Annotated in this window: 20 protein-coding genes and 3 pseudogenes; 13 read left to right on the top strand and 10 right to left on the bottom strand. The window is 73.7% G+C overall.

The annotated features are described in order from the left end of the window. Positions 1–25: 25 nt before the first annotated feature. The 3 genes and pseudogenes from AC4IHM_RS26435 to AC4IHM_RS26445 form a co-directional block, all read right to left on the bottom strand. Positions 26–1,499, bottom strand: a pseudogene (locus AC4IHM_RS26435) (nickel transporter). After that, complete coding sequence (locus tag AC4IHM_RS26440) at positions 1,496–2,953, bottom strand: tetratricopeptide repeat protein (RefSeq protein WP_490869486.1); 1,458 nt, start codon at positions 2,951–2,953, stop codon at positions 1,496–1,498. The pseudogene AC4IHM_RS26435 and the gene AC4IHM_RS26440 overlap by 4 nt, the downstream one beginning before the upstream one ends. Before the next feature lie 132 nt (positions 2,954–3,085). Then, positions 3,086–4,612, bottom strand: a complete 1,527-nt coding sequence (locus AC4IHM_RS26445) for a DUF4331 domain-containing protein (RefSeq protein WP_490869487.1) — start codon at positions 4,610–4,612, stop codon at positions 3,086–3,088. 288 nt (positions 4,613–4,900) lie between these two features. Between AC4IHM_RS26445 and AC4IHM_RS26450 the strand changes: the two genes are divergently transcribed. From AC4IHM_RS26450 to AC4IHM_RS26460, 3 genes are all read left to right on the top strand, one after another. Continuing rightward, positions 4,901–5,443: a sigma-70 family RNA polymerase sigma factor gene (locus AC4IHM_RS26450; RefSeq protein ID WP_490869488.1), complete on the top strand. Its 543-nt coding sequence runs from the start codon at positions 4,901–4,903 to the stop codon at positions 5,441–5,443. Continuing rightward, the gene (locus AC4IHM_RS26455; protein WP_490869489.1) at positions 5,440–6,249 is read left to right on the top strand and encodes an anti-sigma factor; all 810 of its coding nucleotides are present in this window, start codon (positions 5,440–5,442) and stop codon (positions 6,247–6,249) included. Before AC4IHM_RS26450 ends, AC4IHM_RS26455 begins: the two co-directional genes overlap by 4 nt. A 116-nt stretch (positions 6,250–6,365) precedes the next feature. Next, complete coding sequence (locus tag AC4IHM_RS26460; RefSeq protein ID WP_055416136.1) at positions 6,366–6,635, top strand: hypothetical protein; 270 nt, start codon at positions 6,366–6,368, stop codon at positions 6,633–6,635. Positions 6,636–6,971: 336 nt separating this feature from the next. Here the strand turns inward: AC4IHM_RS26460 and AC4IHM_RS26465 are convergent. The 3 genes and pseudogenes from AC4IHM_RS26465 to hmgA all read right to left on the bottom strand — a co-directional run bounded on the left by AC4IHM_RS26465 (position 6,972) and on the right by hmgA (position 10,249). Beyond that, positions 6,972–8,133 (bottom strand): annotated as a pseudogene (locus AC4IHM_RS26465) (type ISP restriction/modification enzyme). A gap of 22 nt (positions 8,134–8,155) precedes the next feature. Further along, positions 8,156–8,905 carry a GntR family transcriptional regulator gene (locus tag AC4IHM_RS26470; protein WP_490869490.1) on the bottom strand — a complete coding sequence of 250 codons (750 nt, stop codon included), beginning with the start codon at positions 8,903–8,905 and terminating at the stop codon, positions 8,156–8,158. A 26-nt stretch (positions 8,906–8,931) separates the two neighbouring features. Further along, positions 8,932–10,249: pseudogene (hmgA, locus tag AC4IHM_RS26475) on the bottom strand (homogentisate 1,2-dioxygenase). Between the two features lie 203 nt (positions 10,250–10,452). Here hmgA and AC4IHM_RS26480 point away from each other — a divergent pair. The 5 genes from AC4IHM_RS26480 (at position 10,453) to AC4IHM_RS26500 (ending at position 14,679) form a co-directional block, all read left to right on the top strand. Further along, positions 10,453–11,022: a hypothetical protein gene (locus tag AC4IHM_RS26480; protein WP_490869491.1), complete on the top strand. Its 570-nt coding sequence runs from the start codon at positions 10,453–10,455 to the stop codon at positions 11,020–11,022. 67 nt (positions 11,023–11,089) lie between these two features. Next, positions 11,090–11,707 (top strand): TetR/AcrR family transcriptional regulator, encoded by a 618-nt coding sequence (locus tag AC4IHM_RS26485; RefSeq protein ID WP_490869492.1) that lies wholly within the window; start codon positions 11,090–11,092, stop codon positions 11,705–11,707. Positions 11,708–11,843: 136 nt separating this feature from the next. Continuing rightward, positions 11,844–12,047 (top strand): hypothetical protein, encoded by a 204-nt coding sequence (locus tag AC4IHM_RS26490; protein WP_490869493.1) that lies wholly within the window; start codon positions 11,844–11,846, stop codon positions 12,045–12,047. Positions 12,048–12,169: 122 nt separating this feature from the next. Further along, entirely contained in the window at positions 12,170–13,558 is a 1,389-nt protein-coding gene (locus AC4IHM_RS26495; protein ID WP_490869494.1) for an aldehyde dehydrogenase family protein, read from the top strand. 23 nt (positions 13,559–13,581) lie between these two features. Beyond that, a complete protein-coding gene (locus AC4IHM_RS26500) occupies positions 13,582–14,679 on the top strand; it encodes a zinc-binding dehydrogenase (protein ID WP_490869495.1) in 1,098 nt (365 codons plus the stop codon). A 357-nt stretch (positions 14,680–15,036) separates the two neighbouring features. On the opposite strand, the gene AC4IHM_RS26505 is transcribed toward AC4IHM_RS26500, so the two are convergent. Continuing rightward, the gene (locus AC4IHM_RS26505; protein ID WP_490869496.1) at positions 15,037–15,750 is read right to left on the bottom strand and encodes an ArsR/SmtB family transcription factor; all 714 of its coding nucleotides are present in this window, start codon (positions 15,748–15,750) and stop codon (positions 15,037–15,039) included. Between the two features lie 64 nt (positions 15,751–15,814). After that, a complete protein-coding gene (locus AC4IHM_RS26510) occupies positions 15,815–16,456 on the bottom strand; it encodes a TetR/AcrR family transcriptional regulator (RefSeq protein ID WP_490869497.1) in 642 nt (213 codons plus the stop codon). A gap of 90 nt (positions 16,457–16,546) precedes the next feature. Between AC4IHM_RS26510 and AC4IHM_RS26515 the strand changes: the two genes are divergently transcribed. The 3 genes from AC4IHM_RS26515 to AC4IHM_RS26525 all read left to right on the top strand — a co-directional run bounded on the left by AC4IHM_RS26515 (position 16,547) and on the right by AC4IHM_RS26525 (position 18,777). After that, a complete protein-coding gene (locus AC4IHM_RS26515; protein ID WP_490869498.1) occupies positions 16,547–17,698 on the top strand; it encodes an acyl-CoA dehydrogenase family protein in 1,152 nt (383 codons plus the stop codon). A gap of 61 nt (positions 17,699–17,759) precedes the next feature. After that, positions 17,760–18,050: a YiaA/YiaB family inner membrane protein gene (locus tag AC4IHM_RS26520; protein WP_490869499.1), complete on the top strand. Its 291-nt coding sequence runs from the start codon at positions 17,760–17,762 to the stop codon at positions 18,048–18,050. An 82-nt stretch (positions 18,051–18,132) separates the two neighbouring features. Continuing rightward, the gene (locus AC4IHM_RS26525; RefSeq protein ID WP_490869500.1) at positions 18,133–18,777 is read left to right on the top strand and encodes a TetR/AcrR family transcriptional regulator; all 645 of its coding nucleotides are present in this window, start codon (positions 18,133–18,135) and stop codon (positions 18,775–18,777) included. Here the strand turns inward: AC4IHM_RS26525 and AC4IHM_RS26530 are convergent. Next, positions 18,768–19,229 (bottom strand): MaoC family dehydratase, encoded by a 462-nt coding sequence (locus tag AC4IHM_RS26530; RefSeq protein ID WP_490869501.1) that lies wholly within the window; start codon positions 19,227–19,229, stop codon positions 18,768–18,770. The two genes, AC4IHM_RS26525 and AC4IHM_RS26530, sit on opposite strands and share 10 nt — an antisense overlap. A gap of 136 nt (positions 19,230–19,365) precedes the next feature. Between AC4IHM_RS26530 and soxR the strand changes: the two genes are divergently transcribed. Continuing rightward, on the top strand, positions 19,366–19,887 hold the full coding sequence (gene soxR / locus AC4IHM_RS26535; RefSeq protein WP_490869502.1) for a redox-sensitive transcriptional activator SoxR: 522 nt from the start codon (positions 19,366–19,368) through the stop codon (positions 19,885–19,887). A 209-nt stretch (positions 19,888–20,096) separates the two neighbouring features. Here the strand turns inward: soxR and AC4IHM_RS26540 are convergent, their stop codons facing one another. Then, a complete protein-coding gene (locus AC4IHM_RS26540; RefSeq protein ID WP_490869503.1) occupies positions 20,097–20,699 on the bottom strand; it encodes a hypothetical protein in 603 nt (200 codons plus the stop codon). 222 nt (positions 20,700–20,921) lie between these two features. Here AC4IHM_RS26540 and AC4IHM_RS26545 point away from each other — a divergent pair, with 222 nt between their 5' ends. Beyond that, positions 20,922–23,729: a penicillin acylase family protein gene (locus AC4IHM_RS26545; protein ID WP_490869504.1), complete on the top strand. Its 2,808-nt coding sequence runs from the start codon at positions 20,922–20,924 to the stop codon at positions 23,727–23,729. Positions 23,730–23,743 lie beyond the last annotated feature (14 nt).

Below are 23,743 nucleotides of genomic sequence, written 5' to 3' on the forward strand. Positions count from 1 at the left end.
TGCCCGCATTTCTCCCCAAAGTAGCTCAGCCGAGTGCGGATGCGGCCCCCCTGAACACCAATCCGGCCCCGAGGACCACCACCACGAACGCCGACCCGAGCGGGGTGGCCCGCCGCACCAGGGCGGGCAGCGGGCCGGAACGTCCACCGGGGACGCCGCCGCAGCAGACGGCGCACGCCGCCCCCGAGCCGGACGACCGCGACACCGGCGGCGGTGAGGGTGAGGGCGAGCCCGACGCCGTACGCGACCACGAGGAGCAGCCCGAACCAGGCCTGGCCGAGGGCCGCCGCGCCGACGAGCACCACCACGGCGGACGGACTGGGCACGAGCCCGCCGGCGAAGCCGAGCAGGATCGTGCCGCGCAGGGTGGGGGAGGCGGGGTGGGTGTGCGGGCCGTGACCGTGGTCGTGTTCATGGCCGTGCGGGTGGGAGTGGCCGTGGTCGTGGGTGTGGGTGTGTGCCCGGCCCCGGTTGCGGAGCGCGCGGCGTACGAGGCTCGCGCCGGCGAGGGTCACCAGGACGCCGCTGGCGACACCGAGCCAGGCGACGACCGAGGGCGCGGCCGCCGAGCCCGCGGTGACCAGCAGGCCGAGGGCGACCACGCCCAGGGTGTGCGTGACCGTCACCGAGGCCGCCAGCGGCAGCACGTCCTTCAGCCGGGCCCTGCCTCCCCGGGCGGCGGCCGTCGCGGCCATCAGCGTCTTGCCGTGGCCCGGTGCGAGCGCGTGCGCCGCGCCGAGGACGACCGCGACGAGAAGGGCGAGACCGGCGAAGCCGGGGGTGAGGTCGTGGCGCGCGACCAGGGAGTCGAGGGCGCGGGTCCAGCGGTCCGCGCCGCGCGGCAGGACGGAGCCGGCCGGGGCGTCCTGCCGCTCCCGGTCCAGGGCGGGACCGCCGGGCCGCACCCGCAGCGAGGCGCTCGCCGTGTCCGCCGGGGAGGAGAGCAACTCCTCGGGATACCGGGTCAGTTCACGCGAGGCCGAGGTCGTCGGCACGTCCGAGGCGGTGAGCGTCGTACCGTCACCGCGTGCGGTGACCTCCCGCCAGCCGGGCCCGGCCGAGTCCCCCGCGGCCCGGAAACCCACGCTCGCCGGGCCGGAACCGGGCAGCGGCGCGGTGAGCCGGCACTCCAGACGCAGGGTGTCGAGCCCGGCCTGACCGGGCCGCACGCGGGCGTGGCCGCGCCCCGCGGTGAGGGGGACGGCACGGCCGTCGACGGTGAGCCGGCTGTCCCGCGCCGCCCGTTCGCAGCGCCGCCGGGCCCACTCGGACAGGCCGAGCCGTTCGATGTCGGGGCCGGCCTGGGTCGCCGGGATCTCGGCGAGGTCCTCGACGTGGTCGACGCGCAGTTCGCCGGGGGCCGCGATCAGACCGTCGTAGCGGTTGACGGTGAAGTTGCCGAGCGGATGCGCGCTCGCGCCGGCCGGGGAGAGCAGCACGAGGGCGCAGGCAGCGGCGAGGACGGCGGCGCCGCGCGCGAGGAGACGGCGGGGAGTCAACGGCCGGCCTCCAGTTCCTTCAGCGCGGCACGGGCCTCGCGGGCGCCGAGCGGAGAGAAGCCGGGGTTGAGGTCGAGTGCCGCCGTCAGATGGCGCCGGGCGTCGCTCCGGTGGCCCACGGCCCGCTCGATCACGCCCAGATGGTGGAGGAAGGCGGCGTTGCGGTACCCCGTGGCCGTGGCCCGGCGGGCGTAGGGCAGCGCCTCCCCGTCACGGCCGGCCCTGTGCAGCGCCCAGCCGAGTGCGTCCGCGGTGTGCACGGTGCGGCGGCGCTCCCACTCGGCGCGGGCCGCGCGCAGCGCCGCCTTCCCGTCGCCGTGGTCGGCGGCGGCCAGGGCGGTGTCCAGGTCGGCGTTGACGCCACCGGCTCGGGCGAGCGCCGTCCACGCGTCGACGAGGGCGTACTGCTCACGGGCCCTCGCCCGCTCGCCCCTCGCCTCGTACAGCTCGCCGAGCGCGACGAGGGGGCCGGGCAGCGGGGCGCGGGCGACCACGTTCTCCAGGTCGCCGACCGCACCGTCTGGGTCACCGCTCGCCGCCCTGGCCCGCGCGCGCCCCTCCAGCGCGGGCAGATAGGTGTCGTCGGCGGCGAGGGCGCGGGCGTAGTGGCGCAGGGCGGCCGGATACTGCCCCTGCTCCCAGGCGAGCCGGCCCAGCTGGGTGGCGACGTACGCCACGTCGGCGGGGGAGGAGGCGCCGGCGAGCGCCTGCTCAAGGACCCGGCGCGCGGTGCCCGCCTCGCCGCGCAGCTCGCGGACGTACGCGTACCGCGTGAAGACCGGGATGCCCGGCCGCCGGGTGTCGGCGGTGTCGGCGGCCCGCGCCGCGTCGTCGTAGCGGCCGAGTTCGACCAGGGCGTCGACCCGGGAGCACAGGGCGCGCTCGTTGTAGGGGTTCGCCTTCAGGGCGCGGTCGGCGTAGGTCAGCGCGTCCGCGAAGTCGTGCCGGGCGGCGGCGAGGGCGGCGCGGCCGGCGAGGGCCTGGTCGTTGCCCGGTGCGAGGTCCAGGGAGCGCTTCAGCGCCCGCTCGGCCGGCGGATAGCGCGTGGGGTCGCCGCTGGTGCGGGCCTGTTCGACGTAGGCCAGCCCGAGGGCCGCCCAGCCGCCGAAGTCCCGGGGCTGCTCCCGGAGCCGGGCCTGGAGCGCCGGTACGCCCAGGTCCGCTCCGGCGCCGTTCGGCACCCCGGGGACGCCGCCGGGCACACCGGCCGCCGGGACACCGCCGCCCTCCCGCACGCCGCTCACCGCGACGGCGCCCGCGCTGACCGCCACGGCCAGGAGCAGGCCGCACCCGAGGGTCTGCAACGCCCGCCACCGGCGGGCCGCCGCCGCGACCCGCCGTACGGCGGCCACCCGCGGATCACCACTGCCGGTGGCGCCGCCGCCGGCCTCGCCCGTCGCCGCCCCGGGCGTATCGCCCTGCGGCGGGCTGCTGCTGTTGCTACGCGGTGCCATGCCTCTCCTCAAGCGGTTCATGTCATGCGGTTCGGGCGACCTACGGGAATCAGGCCGGGGCCGGGGACGGGAGGTGGCGCGGCCCGCCGTGGGGGAGGGGAAGAAAGCGGACCGCGCCGGTCGGTGGGGCGCTCAGTACGCCCGGCCCCGCGCCCGGCGCCACCACACCAGGGCGCCGCCGATCAGCAGGATGCCGACGGCACCGGCGCCCGCCGAGGCGGCGATGAGGGTTGTGTCGCCGGTGCCGGCCGGGCGCAGCGCGTCGCCCAACTGGTTGCGCACGTCGTTGCCGTCGCCCGTGCCGTCGGCGAGCGGGCCGCGCGAGCCCTCCGTCGGGTTCGCCAGGTACGGGAAGGCGGCCCCGAACTCCTGGTCGTTGGCGTCGACCGCGTCGCCCAGGTCGTTCTCCGCGCCGACCAGCTCGCCCTCGACCACCTGGAGCGCGGCGTCGATCACGTCGTCGGTCAGCCGGCGCCCGTTGGGGAAGCCCGCGTTGTCGCCGTCGAGGACGCCGAGGCGCTTGGGCTCGGCGGCCGGTGCGACCGAGGTGTTGAGGCGCAGTTGCTCCGAGGGCGTGACGTGCGGCGGCTGGTTGAGGTCCGGAACGCCCTTGAGGAACACGTCGACGAGGTCGTCGCGCGGCTCGGCGGGCGCCTCGATCTCGTAGATCGCCTCGATGAGCTTCGGCAGTTCCGGATGGGTGACGTTCTGGAGGAACTGGGCGTCGTCCGCCGGCGCGGACGCGTTGAACGTGTCCTTGTCCTTCAGCGGGTTGACGACCTCGTTCACCAGCGGGTTGCCGAGCCGCGAGACTTGCGTGAACTCACCCTGGGCGTTCTTGCGCCGGGTCGTCGACCAGATTCCGACCACCGGCTGCTCGGCCGACTCCACGATCATGTCCGTCGGGACCTGGAGGGCGATCGAGTTGACGTTGTACCCCTTGAGGGTGTCGTTGCCGACCTCGGACAGGTCCCCTCCGTACAGCAGGTCGAAGACGCGCAGGTCCAGGAAGAACGGGTCGTCGGCCTGTCCGGCGAACGTCTGTGCCCCGTCCGGGAGTTGGTGGACCGCCGCGTCACGCAGCGCGCCGTAGTCCGGCATCGACGCCCTGCCGACGTTCGACGGTGCCACCGGGACCTCGTGGGCGATCGTGGTCCGGGAGGACTCCTTGCCGCCGTGCAGCTTGATCAGCTCGATGTCGTAGGTCTGCGTGATGTTGAGGTCCGGGTCGTCGAGGCTGGTGACCGGACCGGTGTTGTAGAGGAACGTCTTGTCGTTCTTGGTGTGCGTGGTGAAGGTGTAGCGGAACACCAGGTCCTCGTGCGCGTCGCCGTCGTTGTCGATGCGCAGGTCGTACTGGGCGTCCTCGGCGAACGTGAAGAAGTTCGGGCCGCCGGCCGGCTCCTCGAAGGGGATCCAGTTCGCGATCAGCGTCGTGGTGTCCGGCCGGTCCGGGCTCACGAAGGCGTACAGGTCCGTGTTGTCGTACTGCGGGGTCCCCGATATCAGCGGCGCCTCCCGGTGGCTGGAGGCGGACGCCGCCCCCGGTTCCAGCGCGGTCACGCCGGCGGCCGTGAGTCCTCCCGCGGCCAGCGCGCCGCAGACCAGCGTGGCGACGCGCCGGCGCCCTGTGCCACCGCTTCCGGAGATTGCTGTCATGCCGTCCGTCCTCTGTGCCGATGTGCCGACTTCCCTGACGCACCGGCATTCGGAGCGGGCACGGAGCCGGATTGGTCGACCGCGCGAAGAAAAAAGAAAGAGAACAGAGAGAGCCAGAAGGAGGCCAGAAGAAGGGGAAACCCTCGGATCAGCCGCGGCGGACAACCCGTGCCCCGCCGACCCGCGTTTTTCGTCCGCCGATCCGTAACCCCCTGCGAAGGGCGTGCCGCCGCGCGCCCCGGGGGCGACGACGACGGGCCGGGCACGGCCCGCGGAGAGGGGGACCGGGTGGAGGCGGACGAGCTGCTGACGCTCGTGGCGAACGGCGACCAGAAGGCCTTCGAGGACCTGTACGGGCTGGTCTCCGGCCCGGTGTTCGGACTCGTACGGCGCGTGGTGCGCGATCCCGCCCAGTCGGAGGAGGTGGCCCAGGAGGTGCTGCTCGAACTCTGGCGCAACGCCGCGCGGTTCGACGCGCGCCGCGGAAGCGCCCTGTCCTGGATCCTCACCGTCGCCCACCGCCGCGCCGTCGACCGGGTGCGCAGCGCCCGCGCGGCCGGTGAACGCGAGCAGCGCGAGGCCCGGCGCGCCCACCACCCCGCCTTCGACCAGGTCTCCGAGGAGGTCGAGGCGGGGCTCGAACGCGAGTCGGTGCGCCGCTGCCTGGACCGGCTGACCGCCCTCCAGCGCCAGTCGGTCACCCTCGCCTACTACGACGGCTACACGTACCGGGAGGTGGCCGAGCGCCTCGCCCTTCCGCTGGGCACGGTGAAGACGAGGATGAGAGACGGACTCAACCGCCTGCGCGAGTGTCTGGGAGGTGTCGCATGAGTCTCTTCGGCCGGCTGCCGCGCCGCGGCGAACTCCACTCGCTCGCCGCCCCCTACGCCCTGGACGCCCTCGACGACGCCGAACGGCTCCGTTTCGAACGGCACCTGGAGCGGTGCGGGCGCTGCACCGCGGAGGTGCGGCTGCTGTACGAGGACGCCGTCCGGCTGGCCCGGTCCACGGAGGCCCCCGCTCCCGCCGCCCTGCGCGACCGCGTCCTGGCCGCCGTACGCGGCACCCCGCAGGAGCCCGCGCACGGAAGCGGGCCCGCGCTCCGGCTGCCGCCGCACGTGTGGGGCGGGCAGCCGCCGGAGCGCTCCCGCGCCGCCCGGCCGCGCCCGCTGTTCGCGCCCTTCGCCACGGCGACGGCCGCCGCCGCGCTCGTGGTCGCCTCGCTCTTCGCCGTCCAGGCGAACCGGGCGCAGGACGAGCTGGACACCGCGCGGGACCGGGCGCGTGAGATCGCCCACGTTCTCGCGGCTCCGGACGCCCGCGCGACCAGCGGCGAGGACGAGCGGGGACGCACGATGGGAGTGGTGGCCTCCGCGTCGGAGGGGCGCGCGGTGGTCACCCTGAGCGGGTACGGCGAGCCGTCGGGCGACCGCGTGCACCAACTGTGGCTCGTGCGCCCCGGCGCCGGGCCGCGCTCCCTCGGACTCTTCGACGGCGACACGCCCTTGATCGCCTCCGGTCTCGACCGGACCGCCACGTCACTGGCGGTGACCGTCGAACCCGACGGGGGCTCGGACCGGCCGACGAGCAGCCCCGTTGTCCAACTCACCCTGGAATCTGTCGGATTCGGAGAGTAATCGTCAACCCCCTTACGGGGAAGGTGAATCCTGTGCCCGCGATACACGCATGCCGTACCGGGGCGATAGGGTTACTCTGCCCGGGGCCGGGTGGACTCGTACGGGTGGGGAGTGACATGGAACAGATAACGGTGCGCAGCAGGGCAAGGGTCCCTGCGATCACTTGCGGTAGCAGCGCGACCAGCTCGCGCCTCGACCGTCATCTCGCGGTGCTCGGAGGGCCTGCCCTTCCACAGCGGGAGACCGTGGAGGCGACCTCGCTGATGCGCGAGCTGACCGCGCGTGAGCCCGCGCACAAGCGCAGCAGCAGGGGCGCCAGGGTGCGCCGGGTCTCGCTGTTCGCGCCGCTGCGCCGACTGCGCCGCTCGCTGTTCGGCGGCAACTGACGCCCGCGCTCCGGCGGTCACACCGTCCCGGCAAGGCGCCGCGCACTCGTCCGTAGTCCCCACGGCACGCGGTGGCGCCCCGGTGTGTTCCCGAGCGCGGGTGTCCCCTCCTGTACGTCTCTCCCGAACGTCCCCGTGAGTGCTGTGCCCAGGCCCCCCGTCCCGCCGTCACCCCACCCGACGGCGACACCCACCGACGCGTCCGGCGCTCCCCGCGCGCGTACCGGCGTACGCCGGGCGGTAGGAACACACCGTCGGCGGCCCCGTCCGTAGGGCCGCCCTGCCGAAGAGGTCCCGCGGCGCCGTGCGGCCGGGACGCGGCGGCCTCCCGAGGGCCTACAGCAGCGCCAACTGCCCCTCCGGGCCCTCCTCCCGGCCGTCCAGGACGGAGGCCGGCCGGCGGGCCGACGCGGGCACCGGCAGCACGCCCGCCTCGCGCAGCTCCGCCGCCGTGATCTCCGCGGTCACCGCCAGCTCCCGGCACCGCGGCAGGACCTCGGCGAGCAGGGCGAGAACCGTGATCAGCTCCAGCAGCTCGGAACGTCCAGGTCTGCGGCCAGCCGGCCGGCCGGAGCGCCGCCAGCGTGCCCGGCTCGCCCTCGGCGGTGCGGGCCGCGAACCACTGCTCCAGCACCCGGACCCCGCCCACCTCGAAGTCCCAGGCGCCGGGCGGCACGGGGGAGACCCGGCCCTCGTCCAGATACAGGGCCTCCTCGTCCCGGTCGTAGCGCAGGGTCAGCGGGCGCGGAGGCAGCGGGGCGCGGACGTAGGGGCGGCGGCCGCCGGGCAGCCTGGGGCGCTCGCCGTCCCGGCGCATCAGCCACAGGGCACGGCCGCCCAGCTCGACCCCGCGCTCCCACAGCGCGCGATCCGCGGTGAACGGGACCACGGAGCCGGGCCGCACGGCCGCCACCGCCCAGGCCAGCACCTCCAGCGGGTCGGGGCGCCGGCCGAGCCTGACGGCCAGATGATCCAGCAGACCGGGGGCCAGATTGGGTTCCGCGCCGCCGGGCCTGCGGTGCAGCGGACGGATCCGGGCGGGACCGAACAACGGCAGCCGCGAGGTCGCGAGCAGCAGCGGAGGGCCCGCGGCGTCGGGCGTCTCCACCACGAACACCTGCCGCTCGTCCGCCACCCGCCACAGCTCCGGGCGGGCCGCGTCGATCAGCCGCTGGTCGGGAATCAACCACTGCTCGTCGAACGGCGCCCGCAGCACCCCGACCGGCTCCGGGCACGGCCCCGAGGCGCGTGCCAGCCGCTCGGTGCCACCGGCGCCGCCCGGCAGCCGCCCGACCGCCGTGTGCGGGGTGCGCGAGCGCGTCGGCTCGAACAGGGCTTCGCGGTCGGGCCCCTCGGCCTTCATCAGGGCGTCCCAGCGGGCCTTCAGGGACGCCGCGTCGGGGGCCGTCGGCCACCCCCGGCCGAGCCGCGGCGGTGCGACGGACCACGGCATGAGGTCCGCCAGCGGCGGAGCGTCGTCGCGCGTCACGCTGGGCATCGTACGACGGGCCGCCTCGGCCTCACGTGGCGTCCAGGGTGACCGTGAAGGAGAAACGGTCGCCCCGGTAGTGGATGACGGCCACGTCCAGCACCCGGCCCGCGGTGTCGTAGGTGACGCCCGTGTAGTGCAGGATCGGGCTGAGCAGCGGGACTTCGAGCAGCCGCGCCGTCTCCGGGTCGGCGAGCCGGGCCTCCACCGTGTCCGTGATCCGGCTGATGTCCACGCCCACCACGTCCCGCAGCACCTTGGTCATCGGCCACCGGGCGAGGTCGTCCACGTCGACGCGGAGGGCCAGTTCGGGACGGACGTAGTTGCGGGCGTGGTTGGTGGGCTCACCCGTCTTCTCGTCGTGGCGCAGCCGGTGGTACGTCGCCACCTCCGGCAGGTCCGGGAAGTACTCGGCGAGTCCGGACGGCACGGGGCCGGGGCCGTGGCCCAGCAGTTCGGCCTTCATGCCGGACTGCTGGGCCACGATCGCGTCCACCGACCCCAGCAGCCGCACCGGCGCTCCCCGCCTGGCGTGCGGCTCGATGAAGGTGCCGCGCCGGCGGTGGCGGGTGATCAGCCCTTCGTCCTCCAGTTCCTTGAGCGCCTGCCGCATGGTCAGCACGCTCACCCCGTAGTGGCCGGCCAACTGCTCCTCGGTGGGCAGGCGCAGCGGGTCCCGGGGCGAGCGGCCGAGTATCGAGGCGCGCAGCGACTGCGACACCTGGTACCACAGCGGCAGCTTGCGGTTCAGGACGATGGAGTCCGGGGCGAAGGAGGTCACGGGCCATCCGTACCGGTAGGAAATCCTCAGTGCAAGGGGCGGAAGTGACGCTCCAGGCCCTGCCAGAACGTCGTCGTAGCGCGGTTGCAGATGTTCGGCGCGGGCCGCCTGGGGCGTGAGCGTCACCGGCCACCGGGTCTCGAACATGAACGCCAGCCCGTCGTCGATCCGCTGGGGCTTCAGCTCGGCGGCGCTCGCCCGGTCGAAGGTCTCCCGGTCCGGACCGTGCGCCGACATCATGTTGTGCAGCGAGCCGCCGCCCGGCACGAAGCCCTCCGCCTTGGCGTCGTAGGCGCCCTCGATCAGGCCCATGTACTCGCTCATCACATTCCGGTGGAAGTAGGGCGGCCGGAAGGTGTCCTCGCCCACCAGCCAGCGCGGCGCGAACACCACGAAGTCCACGCCCGCGAGCCCGGGGGTGTCCGACGGGGAGGTGAGCACCGTGAAGATCGACGGGTCCGGATGGTCGTAGGAGATGGTGCCGATCACGTTGAAACGGCGCAGGTCGTAGACGTACGGCACATGGTTGCCGTGCCAGGCGACCACGTCGAGCGGGGAGTGGCCGTAGCGGGCCGTCCAGAGATTGCCGCAGAACTTGTTGACCACCTCCACGGGACCCTCGTCCTCCTCGTAGGCGGCGACCGGGGCCAGGAAGTCCCGGGCGTTGGCGAGGCCGTTGGCGCCGATCGGGCCGAGGTCGGGCAGGCGGAAGGGGGCGCCGTAGTTCTCGCAGACGTAGCCGCGGGCGTCGGCGTCGAGCAGTTCCACGCGGAAGCGGACCCCGCGCGGGATCAGCGCGACGTGCCCCGGCTCCGCGTGCAGCAGCCCGAACTCGGTGCGCAGCAGCAGCCCGCCGCGCTCCGGGACGATCAGCAGCTCGCCGTCCGCGTCGCTGAAGACGCGCTCCATGGAGGCCGTGGCGTGGTACAGGTGCACGGCCATGCCGGTGCGCTGGGTGGCGTCGCCGTTGCCGCCGAGCGTCCACAGGCCCGCGAGGAAGTCCGTCCCGGCCTCCGGCTCCGGCAGCGGATTCCACCGCAGCCGGTTCGGGTCCGGCACGGCCTGGGTGAAGGGGGCCGTGCGGATCGCGCCGTTGCCCGTGCGGGTGAACTCGGGGTGCGCGGCGGACGGGCGGATCCGGTACAGCCACGAGCGCCGGTTGTGCGCCCTCGGCTCCGTGAACGCCGTGCCGCTCAGCTGCTCCGCGTACAGCCCGAGGGGGGCGCGCTGCGGGGAGTTGCGGCCCTCGGGCAGTGCGCCCGGAACCGCCTGCGAGCTGTGCTCGTTGCCGAAACCGGACAGATGGGCCAGTCCCTCCGCGGTCTTCCGCGCGTCCCCGGTCATTGATCGCTCCTTCGCCGTCCGATTCCTATGGCGCACCGTAGGATTGCGGTTTCCCGTGCACAAGAGGTCGTACGGGTGGTTTCCCCGCCCCGCCCGGTTCTCCCTGGTCAGGGAAGCCGCTTCCGGGCCGTCCGCCGGAAGGATGACCGGAACAGGACCCCCGGGGGATCCGGAGTGTCGGACCGGTGTTCTAGTCTCCCGTCATGTCGTGGACGCGGAGAGTGCTCGCCGCGCTCGCGGTCTGTGTCCTGCTGCTGACCGGATCCGTGGGCTGCGGCTCCGGTGACGAGGGCGAACCGGAGGCCCGGGAGTCGGCCGTCGCCGTGGGCAGGCTGCTCGACACCACCGACGAGGAGGGCCGCCGCTACCGGGAGGTGGACGGCGCGCACGCGCCCGAGGTCGGGATCGAGGTGCAGCCCGAGGCCGACGACAGCTGGGACGTACGCCTGACCGTCCGCGGCTTCAGGTTCTCGCCGGACGGTACGCAGGCGAAGGCCGTGGCCGGCCGGGGCGCCGCCCGCCTCTTCCTCGACGGTGACCTCCTCACCCGCCTGCACGGCCCGGCGTACCGGCTCGCCGCCGACCTCGTACCGCGCGGCACGCACCAGGTCACCGTCCGCCTGTACGCCGACGACGACACCGTCTGGGCCGTCGACGGCAAGCCCGTCGAGAACACGGCGGACATCACGGCCTCGGGCGCGAAGCCGGCACAGGCGTCGGACCCGGCCCGGATCGAGGGCCGAACGGTCCCCGGACACACGGCGCCCCGATGAACACACCCACCGTCCGGCCGCGTTGCACCCGAGGGCGCGGTTCACCCGTGCGGGGCGGGAGGGCATCATGAGGGCCGTGTCCCACGCGACTCCGTTCCGCCGGGTCCCCGTGCAGCGCCGCAGCGCCGAACGGCTGACCAGGATCCTGGACGCCTGCGCCGACCTCCTCGACGAGGTCGGCTACGAGGCCCTGAGCACCCGGGCCGTGGCGCTGCGGGCGAACGTCCCCATCGGGTCGGTGTACCGCTTCTTCGGCAACAAGCGGCAGATGGCCGACGCGCTGGCCCAGCGCAACCTGGAGCGCTACACGGAACGCGTCACCGAACGGCTGACGGAGGCCGGGGACGGCGGCTGGCGCGGTGCGCTGGACGCGGTGCTCGACGAGTACCTGGCGATGAAGCGGACCGCACCCGGCTTCTCCCTGATCGACTTCGGCAACCAGATCCCGGTCGGCGACCGCCGCACCGTCCCGAACCACCGGGTCGCCGAGCGGCTCACCGAACTGCTCTCCGGGTACCTGGGCCGCCGCCCCGACGACGACCTGCGCCGCGCCTTCCTCGTCGCCGTGGAGACCGCCGACGCCCTCGTGCAACTCGCCTTCCGCGTCGCGCCGGACGGGGACGAGAAGATCATCGAGGAGGCCCGGGAGCTGCTGCGGGCCTATCTGGGGCGCGTACTCGACTGACGGGACCGGCCCGGTTGCGACCGTGCGTGCGGGCACCGCGGCCGCACCCTCACGCGGTCGCGTGACAAGGGTTGCGAGGCGCTGACAGGATGGCGCACCCGTCGGCCGACTCGGCCCGGTGAACAAGGAGATGGGCATGATCCTGGCTGTTCTGTTCGGCATCCTGATCCTCGTCGTGGGCGGCTGTGTCTGCGTCTTCTGGGCGGCCAGGGGCGGCCCGCCCTGGACCCGGGTGGTGGCGAAGGCGACCCTGCTGACGGGGGAGGTCGTGCGCGTGTCCGGGCGGTCCAACGGGGACCGGAACAGGGGCAGTGGCACGGGGGGCGCCTTGGGCGAGTGAGGCGCCGGAGCGCGGAGGGACGCCCGAGCGGGTCCGCGCCATCGTCCGGTGAGCCCCTGGTGCCGTAAAACTATCGGCGCTAGTTTGGGGCCGGACGACGAGGCCCGCCCGGGAGGAACGCGATGAAGGCACACGACGGCATGTACATCGACGGAGCCTGGCGGCCCGCCGGGGGACAGGACACGATCGACGTCGTGAACCCGGCCGACGAGCAGGTGATCGGCGAAGTCCCCGCCGGCGGCGCCCCGGACGTCGAGGCCGCCGTACGGGCCGCCCGTGCCGCCCTGCCGGGCTGGGCCGCCACCCCGCCCGCCGAGCGCGCCGCACGGCTGGCCGCCCTGCGGGACGTACTCGTGGACCGCAAGGACGAGATCGCGCGGACGGTCACCGCCGAGCTGGGCTCACCGCTGAAGTTCTCGCAGGCCGTGCACGCCGCCGCACCGATCACGGTCGCGGGCTCCTACGCCGATCTCGCGGCGACGTTCGCCTTCGAGGAGAAGGTCGGCAACTCCGTCGTGTACAACGAGCCGATCGGCGTCGTCGGTGCCATCACCCCCTGGAACTACCCGCTCCACCAGATCGTCGCCAAGGTCGCCCCGGCGCTCGCGGCCGGCTGCACGATCGTGCTGAAGCCCGCCGAGGACACCCCGCTCACCGCCCAGCTCTTCGCGGAGGCCGTGCACCGGGCCGGCGTCCCCGCGGGCGTCTTCAACCTGGTCACCGGCCTCGGACCGGTCGCCGGGCAGGCCCTCGCCGAGCACCCGGACGTGGACCTGGTCTCCTTCACCGGCTCCACCGCGGTCGGCCGGCGGATCGGCGCCGTCGCCGGCGCGGCCGTCAAGAAGGTCGCCCTGGAGCTGGGCGGCAAGTCCGCCAACGTCATCCTCCCGAGCGCCGACCTGGAAAGGGCCGTGAACGTCGGCGTCGCCAACGTCATGTCCAACTCCGGTCAGACGTGCAGCGCGTGGACCCGCATGCTCGTCCACCACGAGCGCTACGACGAGGCCGTGGAGCTGGCCGCGCGGGCCGCCGCGAAGTACGGCGAGCGAATCGGCCCGGTCGTCAACGCCAGGCAGCGGGACCGGGTGCGCGGATACATCGAGAAGGGTGTCGCCGAGGGCGCGCGCCTGGTCCAGGGCGGCCCCGAAGCCCCGCGCGAGAAGGGCTATTTCGTCAGCCCGACGGTCTTCGCCGACGTGCGGGAGGACATGACCGTCGCCCAGGAGGAGATCTTCGGCCCCGTCCTGTCCGTCCTGCGCTACGAGGACGAGGAGGACGCCCTGCGGATCGCCAACGGCACGGTCTACGGCCTGGCCGGCGCCGTCTGGGCCGGCGACGAGGCCGAGGCGGTCGCCTTCGCCCGCCGGATGGACACCGGCCAGGTCGACATCAACGGCGGCCGCTTCAACCCGCTGGCGCCCTTCGGCGGCTACAAGCAGTCGGGCGTGGGCCGCGAACTGGGCCCGCACGGTCTCGCCGAGTACCTCCAGACCAAGTCCCTCCAGTTCTAGTCGTCAGGGGAGTTGTCCACGTCATGGCCGTCCCAACCGCTGTCCGTGCCGCCGTCGTACCCGCTGTGGGCGCCCCGCTGGAGGTCACCGGGATCGAGCTGCCCGAGCCCGGCCCCGGGCAGGTCCGGGTGCGGATCGCCGCGGCCGGGGTCTGCCACTCCGACCTGTCCCTGTCCAACGGCACCATGCGCGTGCCGCTCCCCGCCGTACTCGGCCACGAGGGCGCAGGCACGGTCCTCGCCGTCGGCGAGGGCGTCACCCGCGTCGCCCCGGGCGATGCCGTCGTCCTCAACTGGGCCCCGTCCTGCGGCACCTGCCACGCCTGCTCGCTCGGCGAGGTCTGGCTGTGCGCGGGGGCCCTGGCCGGAGCCGCCAACCTGCACGCCCGCCGCGCCGACGACGGCACCGACCTGCACCCCGGTCTGAACGTCGCCGCGTTCGCCGAGGAGACGGTGGTCGGCGCGGACTGCGTCCTGCCGGCCCCCGACGGCATCCCGCTCACCGACGCCGCCCTGCTCGGCTGCGCCGTCCTCACCGGCTACGGCGCCGTCCACCACGCGGCGAAGGTGCGTCCGGGCGAGACGGTCGCGGTGTTCGGCGTCGGCGGAGTGGGCCTGGCCGCGCTCCAGTCGGCCCGGATCGCGGGCGCGTCGAAGATCGTCGCCATCGACGTGTCGCCCGAGAAGGAGGGGCTGGCCCGCGCGGCAGGCGCCACCGACTACCTCGTCGCCTGCGACACCACCGCCCGCGAGATCCGCGCCCTCACCGGCGGGCAGGGCGTCGACGCCGCCGTCGAGTGCGTCGGCCGCGCGGCCACCATCCGCACCGCCTGGGACGCCACCCGGCGCGGCGGACGCACCACGGTCGTCGGCATCGGCGGCAAGGACCAGCAGGTCACCTTCAACGCCCTGGAGATATTCCACTGGGGCCGCACCCTCTCCGGCTGCGTCTACGGCAACGCCGACCCGGCCCGGGACCTCCCGGTCATCGCCGCACACGTCCGGGCCGGCCGCCTGGACCTCGCCGCCCTGGTGACGGAACGCATCGCCCTGGACGGCATCCCGACGGCCTTCGAGAACATGCTGGCGGGCAAGGGCGGCCGGGCGCTGGTGGTGTTCTAGCGCCCCCGGCACAGACCCGCCGGACGGTCGGGCGACACGCGCCACGGCCGGAGCGCGTCGCCGACCCACGCCCGCCCCGCGTCGGACTCGTGCGGCACAGCCGCCGCGCCCGGTTCCGTAGCCACCGCGCGCTTCCCGGCCCGCGACCGCGACTGCCGGCGGGGACGGCGGTGTCGTTCGCCGGTGCGGTGACCGCGGGCCTTGCGATGTCCGGCGAGGGCGGCTCCCCGCTCTTCGGGGTGGGCTGTGCCTGCCGGAGGCGGCGTACCGCGGATCGAGACGAAGGCGGAGGCCCACGGGACGACGGCGACCGTGGCCGCGCCCGCCGCGAGCGGTTCCGGACGACGGAACCGGCGCTCAGCGCAGTGCCGCCGGGGCGATGCCCAGCAGTTCGGACAGCGCCTCCTCGCCCGTCGGTGTCACCTTCACCGCCCGCTCCGAGCCGATCCGCACGCACCAGCCCGTCTCCAGGGCGTGCCGGCACAGGGCCGCGCCCGCGACCCCCGCGAGATGGGGGCGGCGCTCGGTCCAGTCGAGGCAGGCGCGGGCCAGCGGCCGGCGACCGCTGGGCTCCAGGACGATCCCGGCGGCGTCGAACCAGTCGAGCCCCGCGTCGGTGAGCGCGAAGCCGGTGTCCTGGCGCAGCAGTCCGCGCCCGGTCAGCGCGTCGGTGACCGCGATGCCGAGCCGCCCGGCGAGATGGTCGTAGCAGGTGCGCCCCCGGGCCATCGCCGACCCGGCGCTGGAGGCCCGCAGGGTGCGCGGACGCCGCGCGGCGGCCTCGGGCGCGACCCGCGAGGCCAGGTCCTCCACCAGCTGCGCGCCCCGCTCGTCGGCCAGCCGTACGTACCGGTGCCGGCCCTGCCGTTCCTCGGCGAGCAGTCCGCCCGCGACGAGCTTGCCCAGATGCTCGCTCACCGTCGACGCGGCGACCCCGGCGTGCCGGGCCAGCTCGCCGGCGGTCCACGCCCGCCCGTCGAGCAGTGCCAGCAGGCAGGCGGCGCGCGTCTCGTCCGCGATCAGCCCGGCCAGCCGCGCGAGCCCGTACGCTTCGGCGTCCCTTTCGGTCATGCGTTCCAGGATGCGGTACGCACGGTTCGGCGGGCGCCGAAGTGTCCTCGCGCGACCGGTGTCCTCAGACCCCCCGCCCCACCTGCTCGTACTGCCGCGCCAGCCCGTCCAGGAGCGCCGTCAGCCCGGTCTCGAAGGCCCGCTCGTCGATCTTCTCCTGCTGTTCGGCCAGGAGATGGGCCTGCTGGAGGTGCGGGTAGTCGGCGGGGTCGTAGGCGCCGGCGTCGTCCACGAAGCCCCCGGCGAAGGAACCGAGCGCCGAGCCCATGATGAAGTACCGCATCAGCGCGCCGATGGACGTGGCCTGGGCCGGCGGCCAGCCCGCCTCGACCATCGCGCCGTAGACGGCGTCCGCGAGGCGCAGCGCGGCCGGGCGGCGGCCGGGGCCGTGGGCCAGTACCGGGACGATGTTGGGGTGGTCGCGCAGGGCCGCGCGGTAGGAGACGGCCCAGTCGTGCAGCGCGGTCCGCCACTCGCGGCCGTCCTCGAACACCGACAGGTCGACCTGCGCGCTCACCGAGTCGGCGACGGCCTCCAGGATCTCGTCCTTGGTGCGGAAGTGGTTGTAGAGCGAGGGCCCGCTCACGCCCAGCTCCGCGGCGAGCCGGCGGGTGGAGACGGCCGCGAGGCCCTCCGCGTCCACCAGCGCGCGGGCCGTCTCGACGATCCGGTCGGTGCTGAGCAGGGGCTTGCGCGGTCGGGCCATGGCGCACATAGTAGGGCTGCGACCGTAAACTAGCAGTGCTAATTTAAAGGTCCGGCCGCCAGGGCCGGTACTTCTGTGGGGTGACTCGGCATGGACCTGGGGCTCAGCGAGGAGCAGAGCGCGGTGCGGCGGCTCGCGCGGGACTTCGTGGCGCGCGAGATCGCCCCGCACGTCGTCGCCTGGGACCGCGCCGAGGAGGTGGACCGCTCCCTGGTCGAGAAGCTCGGCGAGGTCGGCTTCCTCGGGCTCACGATCGACGAGGAGCACGGCGGCTGCGGCGGCGACCACCTCGCGTACTGCCTGGTGACGGAGGAACTGGGGCGCGGCGACAGCTCCGTGCGCGGAATCGTGTCCGTCTCCCTCGGCCTGGTCGCCAAGACCATCGCCGCCTGGGGGGACGAGGAGCAGAAGCGGCGCTGGCTGCCGGGGCTCACCTCCGGCGAGTACGTCGGCTGCTTCGGCCTCACCGAGCCCGGCACGGGATCGGACGCCGGGAACCTCTCCACCCGCGCGGTCCGCGACGGCGACGGCTATGTCGTCAACGGCACCAAGACGTTCATCACCAACGGCACCTGGGCCGATGTCGTGCTGCTCTTCGCCCGCTCCACGGACGCCCCCGGGCACAAGGGCGTCTCCGCCTTCCTCGTCCCCACCGACACCCCCGGCCTCACCCGCCGCACCATCCGCGGCAAACTCGGGCTGCGCGGCCAGGCCACCGCCGAACTGGTCCTCGACGACGTCCGCATCCCCGCCTCCGCGATGCTGGCCCCCGAGGGCAAGGGCTTCTCGGTCGCCATGTCGGCCCTCGCCAAGGGGCGGATGTCGGTCGCGGCCGGCTGCGTCGGCATCGCCCAGGCCGCGCTGGACGCGGCCGTGCGGTACGCGGGCGAGCGCGAGCAGTTCGGCAGGACCATCGCCCACCACCAGCTGGTGCAGGAGCTGATCAGCGACATCGCCCTCGACGTGGACGCCGCCCGGCTGCTGACCTGGCGGGTCGCCGACCTGATCGACCGGGGGCAGCCCTTCGCCGTCGAGTCCTCCAAGGCCAAGCTGTTCGCCTCGGAGGCCGCCGTCCGCGCCGCCAACAACGCCTTGCAGGTCTTCGGCGGCTACGGCTACATCGACGAGTACCCGGCGGGCAAGCTGCTGCGCGACGCCCGCGTGATGACCCTCTACGAGGGCACGAGCCAGATCCAGAAGCTGGTCATCGGGCGTGCGCTGACCGGGGTCTCGGCCTTCTGAGTACCCGAACTGAGTAGCTCGGCGGATGTGGCCCGGACCACATCCGCCGAGACTTGTCCCCATGAGTGACACACCGGTCAAGCAGCAGAGCACGGCGGCCTTCTACGGCCAGGCCGTCGCCTCGTTCGCGGTCGCCATGACCGCCACCGCCGTCGGCATCTACAACCTCCAGACCGACGCATGGGTGCGCGCCTTCCTCGCCGTCGCCGTCCTGTACCTGGTCACCTCGGCCTTCACGCTGGCGAAGATCATCCGAGACCGCCAGGAGGCCGGGCAGATCGTGAGCCGCGTCGACCAGGCCCGGCTGGAGAAGCTCCTCGCCGAGCACGACCCCTTCGAGAAGGTGCTCTGACGCGCCCGCCGGGCGCCCCTAAGCGCCCGCTCAGCCTGGGCGGTATGGTGGTGCTCCTGTCACCGAGAGGGGCGAACGAGCGATGAGTACGGCGGCCGAGACGGCGGGCGGCGACACCGAGCCGTGGGAAGAGGTCACGCCCGACGCGGCCCGGCGACTCCTGGTCGCCGCCGTGGAGGCGTTCGCCGAGCGCGGGTACCACGCGACCACGACCCGCGACATCGCCGGGCGGGCCGGCATGAGCCCGGCCGCGCTCTACATCCACTACAAGACCAAGGAAGAGCTGCTCCACCGCATCAGCCGGATCGGCCACGACCGGGCGCTGTCCATCCTGCGGACGGCGGCCGAGGGCGAGGGCAGCGCGGCGGAGCGGCTCGCCGACGCCGTGAGTTCCTTCGTACGCTGGCACGCGGGACGGCGTACCACCGCGCGCGTGGTGCAGTACGAGCTGGACGCGCTCGGACCCGAGGCCCGCGACGAGATCCTCGCGCTGCGCCGGCAGGTCGACGCCGAGGTGCGCGGGATCGTCGAGGACGGGGTGGCGTCGGGCGAGTTCGACGTGCCGGACGTGCGGGCCACGACGCTCGCGGTGCTCTCGCTCTGCATCAACGTCGCCCGCTGGTTCAACGTGAACGGTCCCCGGACGCCCGACGAGGTCGGCGCGCTCTACGCCGACCTCGTCCTGCGGATGGTGGGAGCCGGACCCTCCGGCGCCGCTCAGAGGTAGTAGCGCGAGACCGACTCGGCGACGCACGCCGGCTTGTCGCCGCCCTCGCGTTCCACGGTGAAGGCGACGGCCACCTGGATCCCGCCCTTGACATCCTCGACACCGGTGATCGTCGCGGTGGCGCGCAGCCGCGAGCCGACCGGCACGGGGGAGGGGAAACGGACCTTGTTGGTGCCGTAGTTGACGCCCATCTTCACGCCCTCGACCTTGATCAGCTGCGGTCCGAAGAGCGGCAGCAGCGACAGGGTCAGATAGCCGTGCGCGATGGTGGTGCCGAACGGGCCCGCCGCGGCCTTCTCCGGGTCCACGTGGATCCACTGGTGGTCGCCGGTCGCCTCGGCGAACAGGTCGATGCGCTTCTGGTCGACCTCCAGCCAGTCGGTGTACCCCAACTGCTCGCCCACCGCCGCCTTCACCTCGTCGGGGGAGGTGAAGATCCTCGGCTCTGCCATGTCCCGGCCTCTCTGCTCGCGCGATCTGCTCGACCCGCTCGATGGAACCTAAGCGACTGCTTAGCATGGTCGTCCGGGAGGCCCGTGTCAACGGACCGGGCGGGGCCGGGGCGGCCGAGTCGGTAGGCTTCGAGGGGTGCCTCAGATTCCCGAGAAGATTCACGAACTCACGGTCGGCCAGCTCGCCGCGCGCAGCGGCGCCGCCGTCTCCGCCCTGCACTTCTACGAGTCCAAGGGCCTGATCAGCAGCCGCCGCACCGCGGGCAACCAGCGTCGCTTCGGCCGCGACGCGCTGCGCCGGGTGGCCTTCGTGCGCGCGGCCCAGCGGGTCGGCATCCCGCTCGCCACGATCCGCGAGGCGCTCTCCGAGCTGCCGGAGGAGCGCACCCCCACGCGGGAGGACTGGGCCCGGCTCTCCGAGTCCTGGCGCTCCGAACTGGACGAGCGCATCAAGCAGCTCGACCGGCTGCGCGACCACCTCACCGACTGCATCGGCTGTGGCTGTCTGTCCCTGGAGACCTGTGTCCTGTCCAACCCCGACGATGTCTTCGGCGGGCGCCTCACCGGCTCCCGTCTGCTGGTGGAGCGCCGCGACCCCACCACCCCCGGCGGGCGTGCGGGCCGCGGGCGCGACCGTGGGACGGAGTGCCGCGGCTGACGGCCGGGTGGCCCGGTGCCGGGGCATGCGGCTGCGGCGTCTTCGGTCCGGCCCGTCAAGTGCGGTGCCGCGCCGCCCGGTCGGTCGTCCTGTCCGCCGAGGCCGTGACGCGGCGGTCGCGGTGACCCGGTGGTGGGCGTCCCGCCGGCCGTGCCCGCCGGTCCGCCGTCATCGGGGGTACGGCATCCCCTGCGCACCCCCGCCGCCGGCTACGCCGACATCAGCAACCGCCCCCGCCGGGCGTCCGTGAGCGCGTCGGCGGTGAGCACGGGGCGCGGGACCAGGATCCCGCAGTCCGCGCAGACGGGGCCCGTGGAGGGTTCGTGATCCAGGTCGTACTTCCACACGAGGCGGTCCCCGTGGCACACCGGGCACCCGGAGCCCGGCTCACGCTCCAGCGCGGAGATCAGACCGCGCAGCACCTCCGCCAGCGCCCCGCCGGGGTGGACGCGGGGGTCGTCGCACCAGGCGACGCCGAAACCGCCCCAGGTCAGCCGGTGCCAGTCGTCCACGCTGCCCGGCCTGCGCAGCCCGTCGTGCTTCTCCTTCCTGCGCCGCTCGGCGAACTCGACCTCGTAGGCCAGCCACACCGAACGCGCCTCCTCCAGCTCCTCCAGTGCGGCCACGAGCCGCGCTGGGTCGGGGGAGCGGTCCTCGGGACCGAACCCGGCCCGGGAGCAGAGATGGTCCCAGGTCGCCCTGTGCCCGTAAGGGGCGAAACGCTCAAGGCACTTGCGCAGCGAATAGCGCCGCAGCGCCAGGTCGCACCGTGGATCGCGGACCTGTCTCGCCAGACTTCGGAAACCGGCCATAGCCCTGCACCTCCGTCACACCTGCACCTGTACTTCGGTCACTTCGGCGTCGTCATACGGACGTCGCCGAGTAGACGTATCGACAGGCGGTTCGGCTCCATCCGATTTCCGATGCCCCCCATAAGCCGATCCACCCACTCCAAAAAAGTGACGCATGTTCATCTTCCAACTCGGGGATACCGGCGGTAACGTCCCGCCCCACCCCCGTCGGGAGGAGCTGCCATGCCACGGCGCACCCCACGCAACGTCCTCGACACACTGAGAACTCCCCGCGGCTTCCACGGGTTCCTGAAGAGTGCATTCGTATGCACCCTCATTGCCGGTCTTTTGTCACCGCTTTCCCCGGCGTTGGCCGCCGGGCCGGACACCGCCGGGACCACGGCCGCCGAGGCGGCGGCCAACGACCACTGCGGCGGGCAGTGTTCCGACATCCTGCCGCCGGGCCAGAACGGCAACGCCACCCTCGCCGAGATCCTCCTCAACCAGGCCTTCGGCACCCAGCCCGCCCACGCCGAGGACCAGCTCGGGCCCTACGCCGGACTTGCCACCGGCTACTCCGCCCTCACCAACGACAAGATCAACACCTTCTTCAACGACGCCTCCTTCGGCGTCCCGGCCGACCAGGTCGCCTCCACCCTGCGCCCCGCCGGACGCGACGACGTGAGCATCGTCCGCGACAAGAAGACCGGCGTGCCCCACATCACCGGCACCACCCGCTACGGCACCGAGTTCGGCGCCGGCTACGCGGCGGCCCAGGACCGGCTGTGGCTGATGGACCTCTTCCGGCACGTCGGGCGCGGCCAGTTGACGCCCTTCGCCGGCGGCGACCCCGCCAACCAGGGCCTGGAACAGCAGTTCTGGCGCAGCGCCCCGTACACCGAGGCCGACCTGGAGGCCCAGATCGAGAGCGCCGCCGCCAAGGCCGGCGAGCGCGGCGAACTGGCCCTGGCCGACGTGGACGCCTACGTCGCCGGGGTCAACGCCTACATCGACGCCTCCGACAAGGGCCGCTACTTCCCCGGCGAGTACGTCCTGACCGGCCACAAGGACTCCATCACCAACGCGGGCACCATAGCGCCCTTCAAACGCGCCGACCTGATCGCCCTGGCCTCCGTCATCGGCTCCCTCTTCGGCGCCGGGGGCGGCGGCGAGGTCGACAACGCGCTCTCCCTGTTGGCCGCCCAGGAGAAGTACGGCGTGGCCGAGGGCACCGAGGTCTGGGAGTCCTTCCGCCAGCGCAACGACCCCGAGGCGGTCCTCACCCAGCGGACCGGCAGCTTCCCCTACCTGCCCACGCCGGACGACCCGCAGGGCCGCGCCCTGCCCGACGCCGGGACGGTCGAGGCGGAACCGCTGGTGTACGACCGTACGGGCAGCGCCGTCCCGGCGAGCGCGACCGGCGCCTCCGCCGCCGCGGCGAAGACGGCGGCGGCCTCGGCCAGGCGCGGCATGTCCAACGCGCTCGTGGTCAGCGGCGAACACACCGCGAGCGGCCACCCGGTCGCCGTCTTCGGCCCGCAGACCGGCTACTTCGCACCCCAGCTCCTCATGCTCCAGGAGATCCAGGGCCCCGGCATCAGCGCCCGCGGCGCCTCCTTCGCGGGGCTGAGCATGTACGTCGAACTCGGCCGCGGCCAGGACTACGCGTGGAGCGCGACCACCTCCGGCCAGGACATCATCGACACCTACGCGGTCGAGCTGTGCCAGGACGACCACCACTACCTCTACCGCGGCACCTGCACACCGATGGAGCAGGTGGAACGCCGCAACGCCTGGAAGCCGACCGTCGCCGACTCCACCGCGGCGGGCTCCTACACGATGCGGGTCTGGCGCACGAAGTACGGCCCGGTCGAGTACCGCGCCACGGTCGGCGGCAAGAAGGTCGCCTACACCACCCTGCGCTCCTCCTACCTGCACGAGGCCGACTCCATCATCGGCTTCCAGATGCTCAACGACCCCGACTACCTCGACGGCCCCGAGCGTTTCCAGGGCGCCGTCCAGCACATCAACTACACCTTCAACTGGTTCTACGCCGACTCCGAGCACACCGCGTACTACAACAGCGGCGACAACCCGGTGCGCGCGGACGGCGTCGACGCCGAGTTCCCGGTCTGGGCGCGGCCCGCGTACGAGTGGCGGGACTGGGACCCGGCCGCCAACACCGCCCGGTACACACCCGCCTCCGCCCACCCGCGGTCGGTCGACCAGGACTACTACATCTCCTGGAACAACAAGCAGGCCAAGGACTACCCGGCCGCCTCCTGGGGCAACGGCTCCGTCCACCGCGGCGACCTCCTCGACGACCGGGTCGGGAAACTGGTCGCCGAGGGCGGCGTCACCCGCGCCGCGCTGGTGCGGGCCATGGCCGAGGCCGGCCTCGCCGACCTGCGGGCCGAGGACGTCCTGCCCGGCCTGCTGAAGGTGATCGACAGCGCGCCGGTGACCGACCCCGGGGCCAGGACGGCCGCCGACCGGCTCAGGGCGTGGCTCGCGGCGGGCGGCCTGCGCGCGGAGACCTCGGCAGGCTCGAAGAGGTACGCCCACGCCGACGCGATCCGCACCCTGGACGCCTGGTGGCCGCTGCTGGTGAAGGCCGAGTTCGAACCCGGCCTCGGCGGCGACCTGTACACCGCCTTCACCCGCAACCTGCCCGTCGACGAGTCCCCGTCCGCCGCCCACGGCCCGACCGGCGCACACGCCGGCAGCGCCTTCCAGTACGGCTGGTGGAGCTATGTCGACAAGGACATCCGGGTGGTGCTCGGCGAGTCCGTCCAGGGCCCGCTGGCCCGCCCCTACTGCGGCGGCGGCGACCTCGCCGCCTGCCGGGACACCCTGGTCGCCACCCTGAAGGAGGCGGCGGGCCGCACCGCCGCCCAGGTCTACCCCGGCGACGAGAACTGCTCGGCGGGCGACCAGTGGTGCGCCGACTCGGTGATCCACCGCACCCTGGGCGGCATCAGGCACGGCGGCATCGGCTGGCAGAACCGGCCGACCTACCAGCAGGTCGTGGAGTTCACCTCCCACCGGTGACCGGCCGGCCGGGG

The organism is Streptomyces sp. SL06 (assembly GCF_058244745.1).

Bases quoted from the DNA above. Each gene is read 5' to 3' on its own strand.
- AC4IHM_RS26510 (WP_490869497.1), bottom strand. From the start codon at position 16,456: ATGGCCCGACCGCGCAAGCCCCTGCTCAGCACCGACCGGATCGTCGAG.
- AC4IHM_RS26505 (WP_490869496.1), bottom strand. From the start codon at position 15,750: ATGACCGAAAGGGACGCCGAAGCGTACGGGCTCGCGCGGCTGGCCGGG.
- AC4IHM_RS26480 (WP_490869491.1), top strand. From the start codon at position 10,453: ATGTCGTGGACGCGGAGAGTGCTCGCCGCGCTCGCGGTCTGTGTCCTG.
- AC4IHM_RS26520 (WP_490869499.1), top strand. From the start codon at position 17,760: ATGAGTGACACACCGGTCAAGCAGCAGAGCACGGCGGCCTTCTACGGC.
- AC4IHM_RS26515 (WP_490869498.1), top strand. From the start codon at position 16,547: ATGGACCTGGGGCTCAGCGAGGAGCAGAGCGCGGTGCGGCGGCTCGCG.
- AC4IHM_RS26540 (WP_490869503.1), bottom strand. From the start codon at position 20,699: ATGGCCGGTTTCCGAAGTCTGGCGAGACAGGTCCGCGATCCACGGTGC.
- AC4IHM_RS26490 (WP_490869493.1), top strand. From the start codon at position 11,844: ATGATCCTGGCTGTTCTGTTCGGCATCCTGATCCTCGTCGTGGGCGGC.
- AC4IHM_RS26460 (WP_055416136.1), top strand. From the start codon at position 6,366: ATGGAACAGATAACGGTGCGCAGCAGGGCAAGGGTCCCTGCGATCACT.
- AC4IHM_RS26485 (WP_490869492.1), top strand. From the start codon at position 11,090: ATGAGGGCCGTGTCCCACGCGACTCCGTTCCGCCGGGTCCCCGTGCAG.
- AC4IHM_RS26455 (WP_490869489.1), top strand. From the start codon at position 5,440: ATGAGTCTCTTCGGCCGGCTGCCGCGCCGCGGCGAACTCCACTCGCTC.
- AC4IHM_RS26500 (WP_490869495.1), top strand. From the start codon at position 13,582: ATGGCCGTCCCAACCGCTGTCCGTGCCGCCGTCGTACCCGCTGTGGGC.
- AC4IHM_RS26530 (WP_490869501.1), bottom strand. From the start codon at position 19,229: ATGGCAGAGCCGAGGATCTTCACCTCCCCCGACGAGGTGAAGGCGGCG.
- AC4IHM_RS26440 (WP_490869486.1), bottom strand. From the start codon at position 2,953: ATGGCACCGCGTAGCAACAGCAGCAGCCCGCCGCAGGGCGATACGCCC.
- AC4IHM_RS26495 (WP_490869494.1), top strand. From the start codon at position 12,170: ATGAAGGCACACGACGGCATGTACATCGACGGAGCCTGGCGGCCCGCC.
- AC4IHM_RS26545 (WP_490869504.1), top strand. From the start codon at position 20,922: ATGCCACGGCGCACCCCACGCAACGTCCTCGACACACTGAGAACTCCC.
- AC4IHM_RS26525 (WP_490869500.1), top strand. From the start codon at position 18,133: ATGAGTACGGCGGCCGAGACGGCGGGCGGCGACACCGAGCCGTGGGAA.
- AC4IHM_RS26445 (WP_490869487.1), bottom strand. From the start codon at position 4,612: ATGACAGCAATCTCCGGAAGCGGTGGCACAGGGCGCCGGCGCGTCGCC.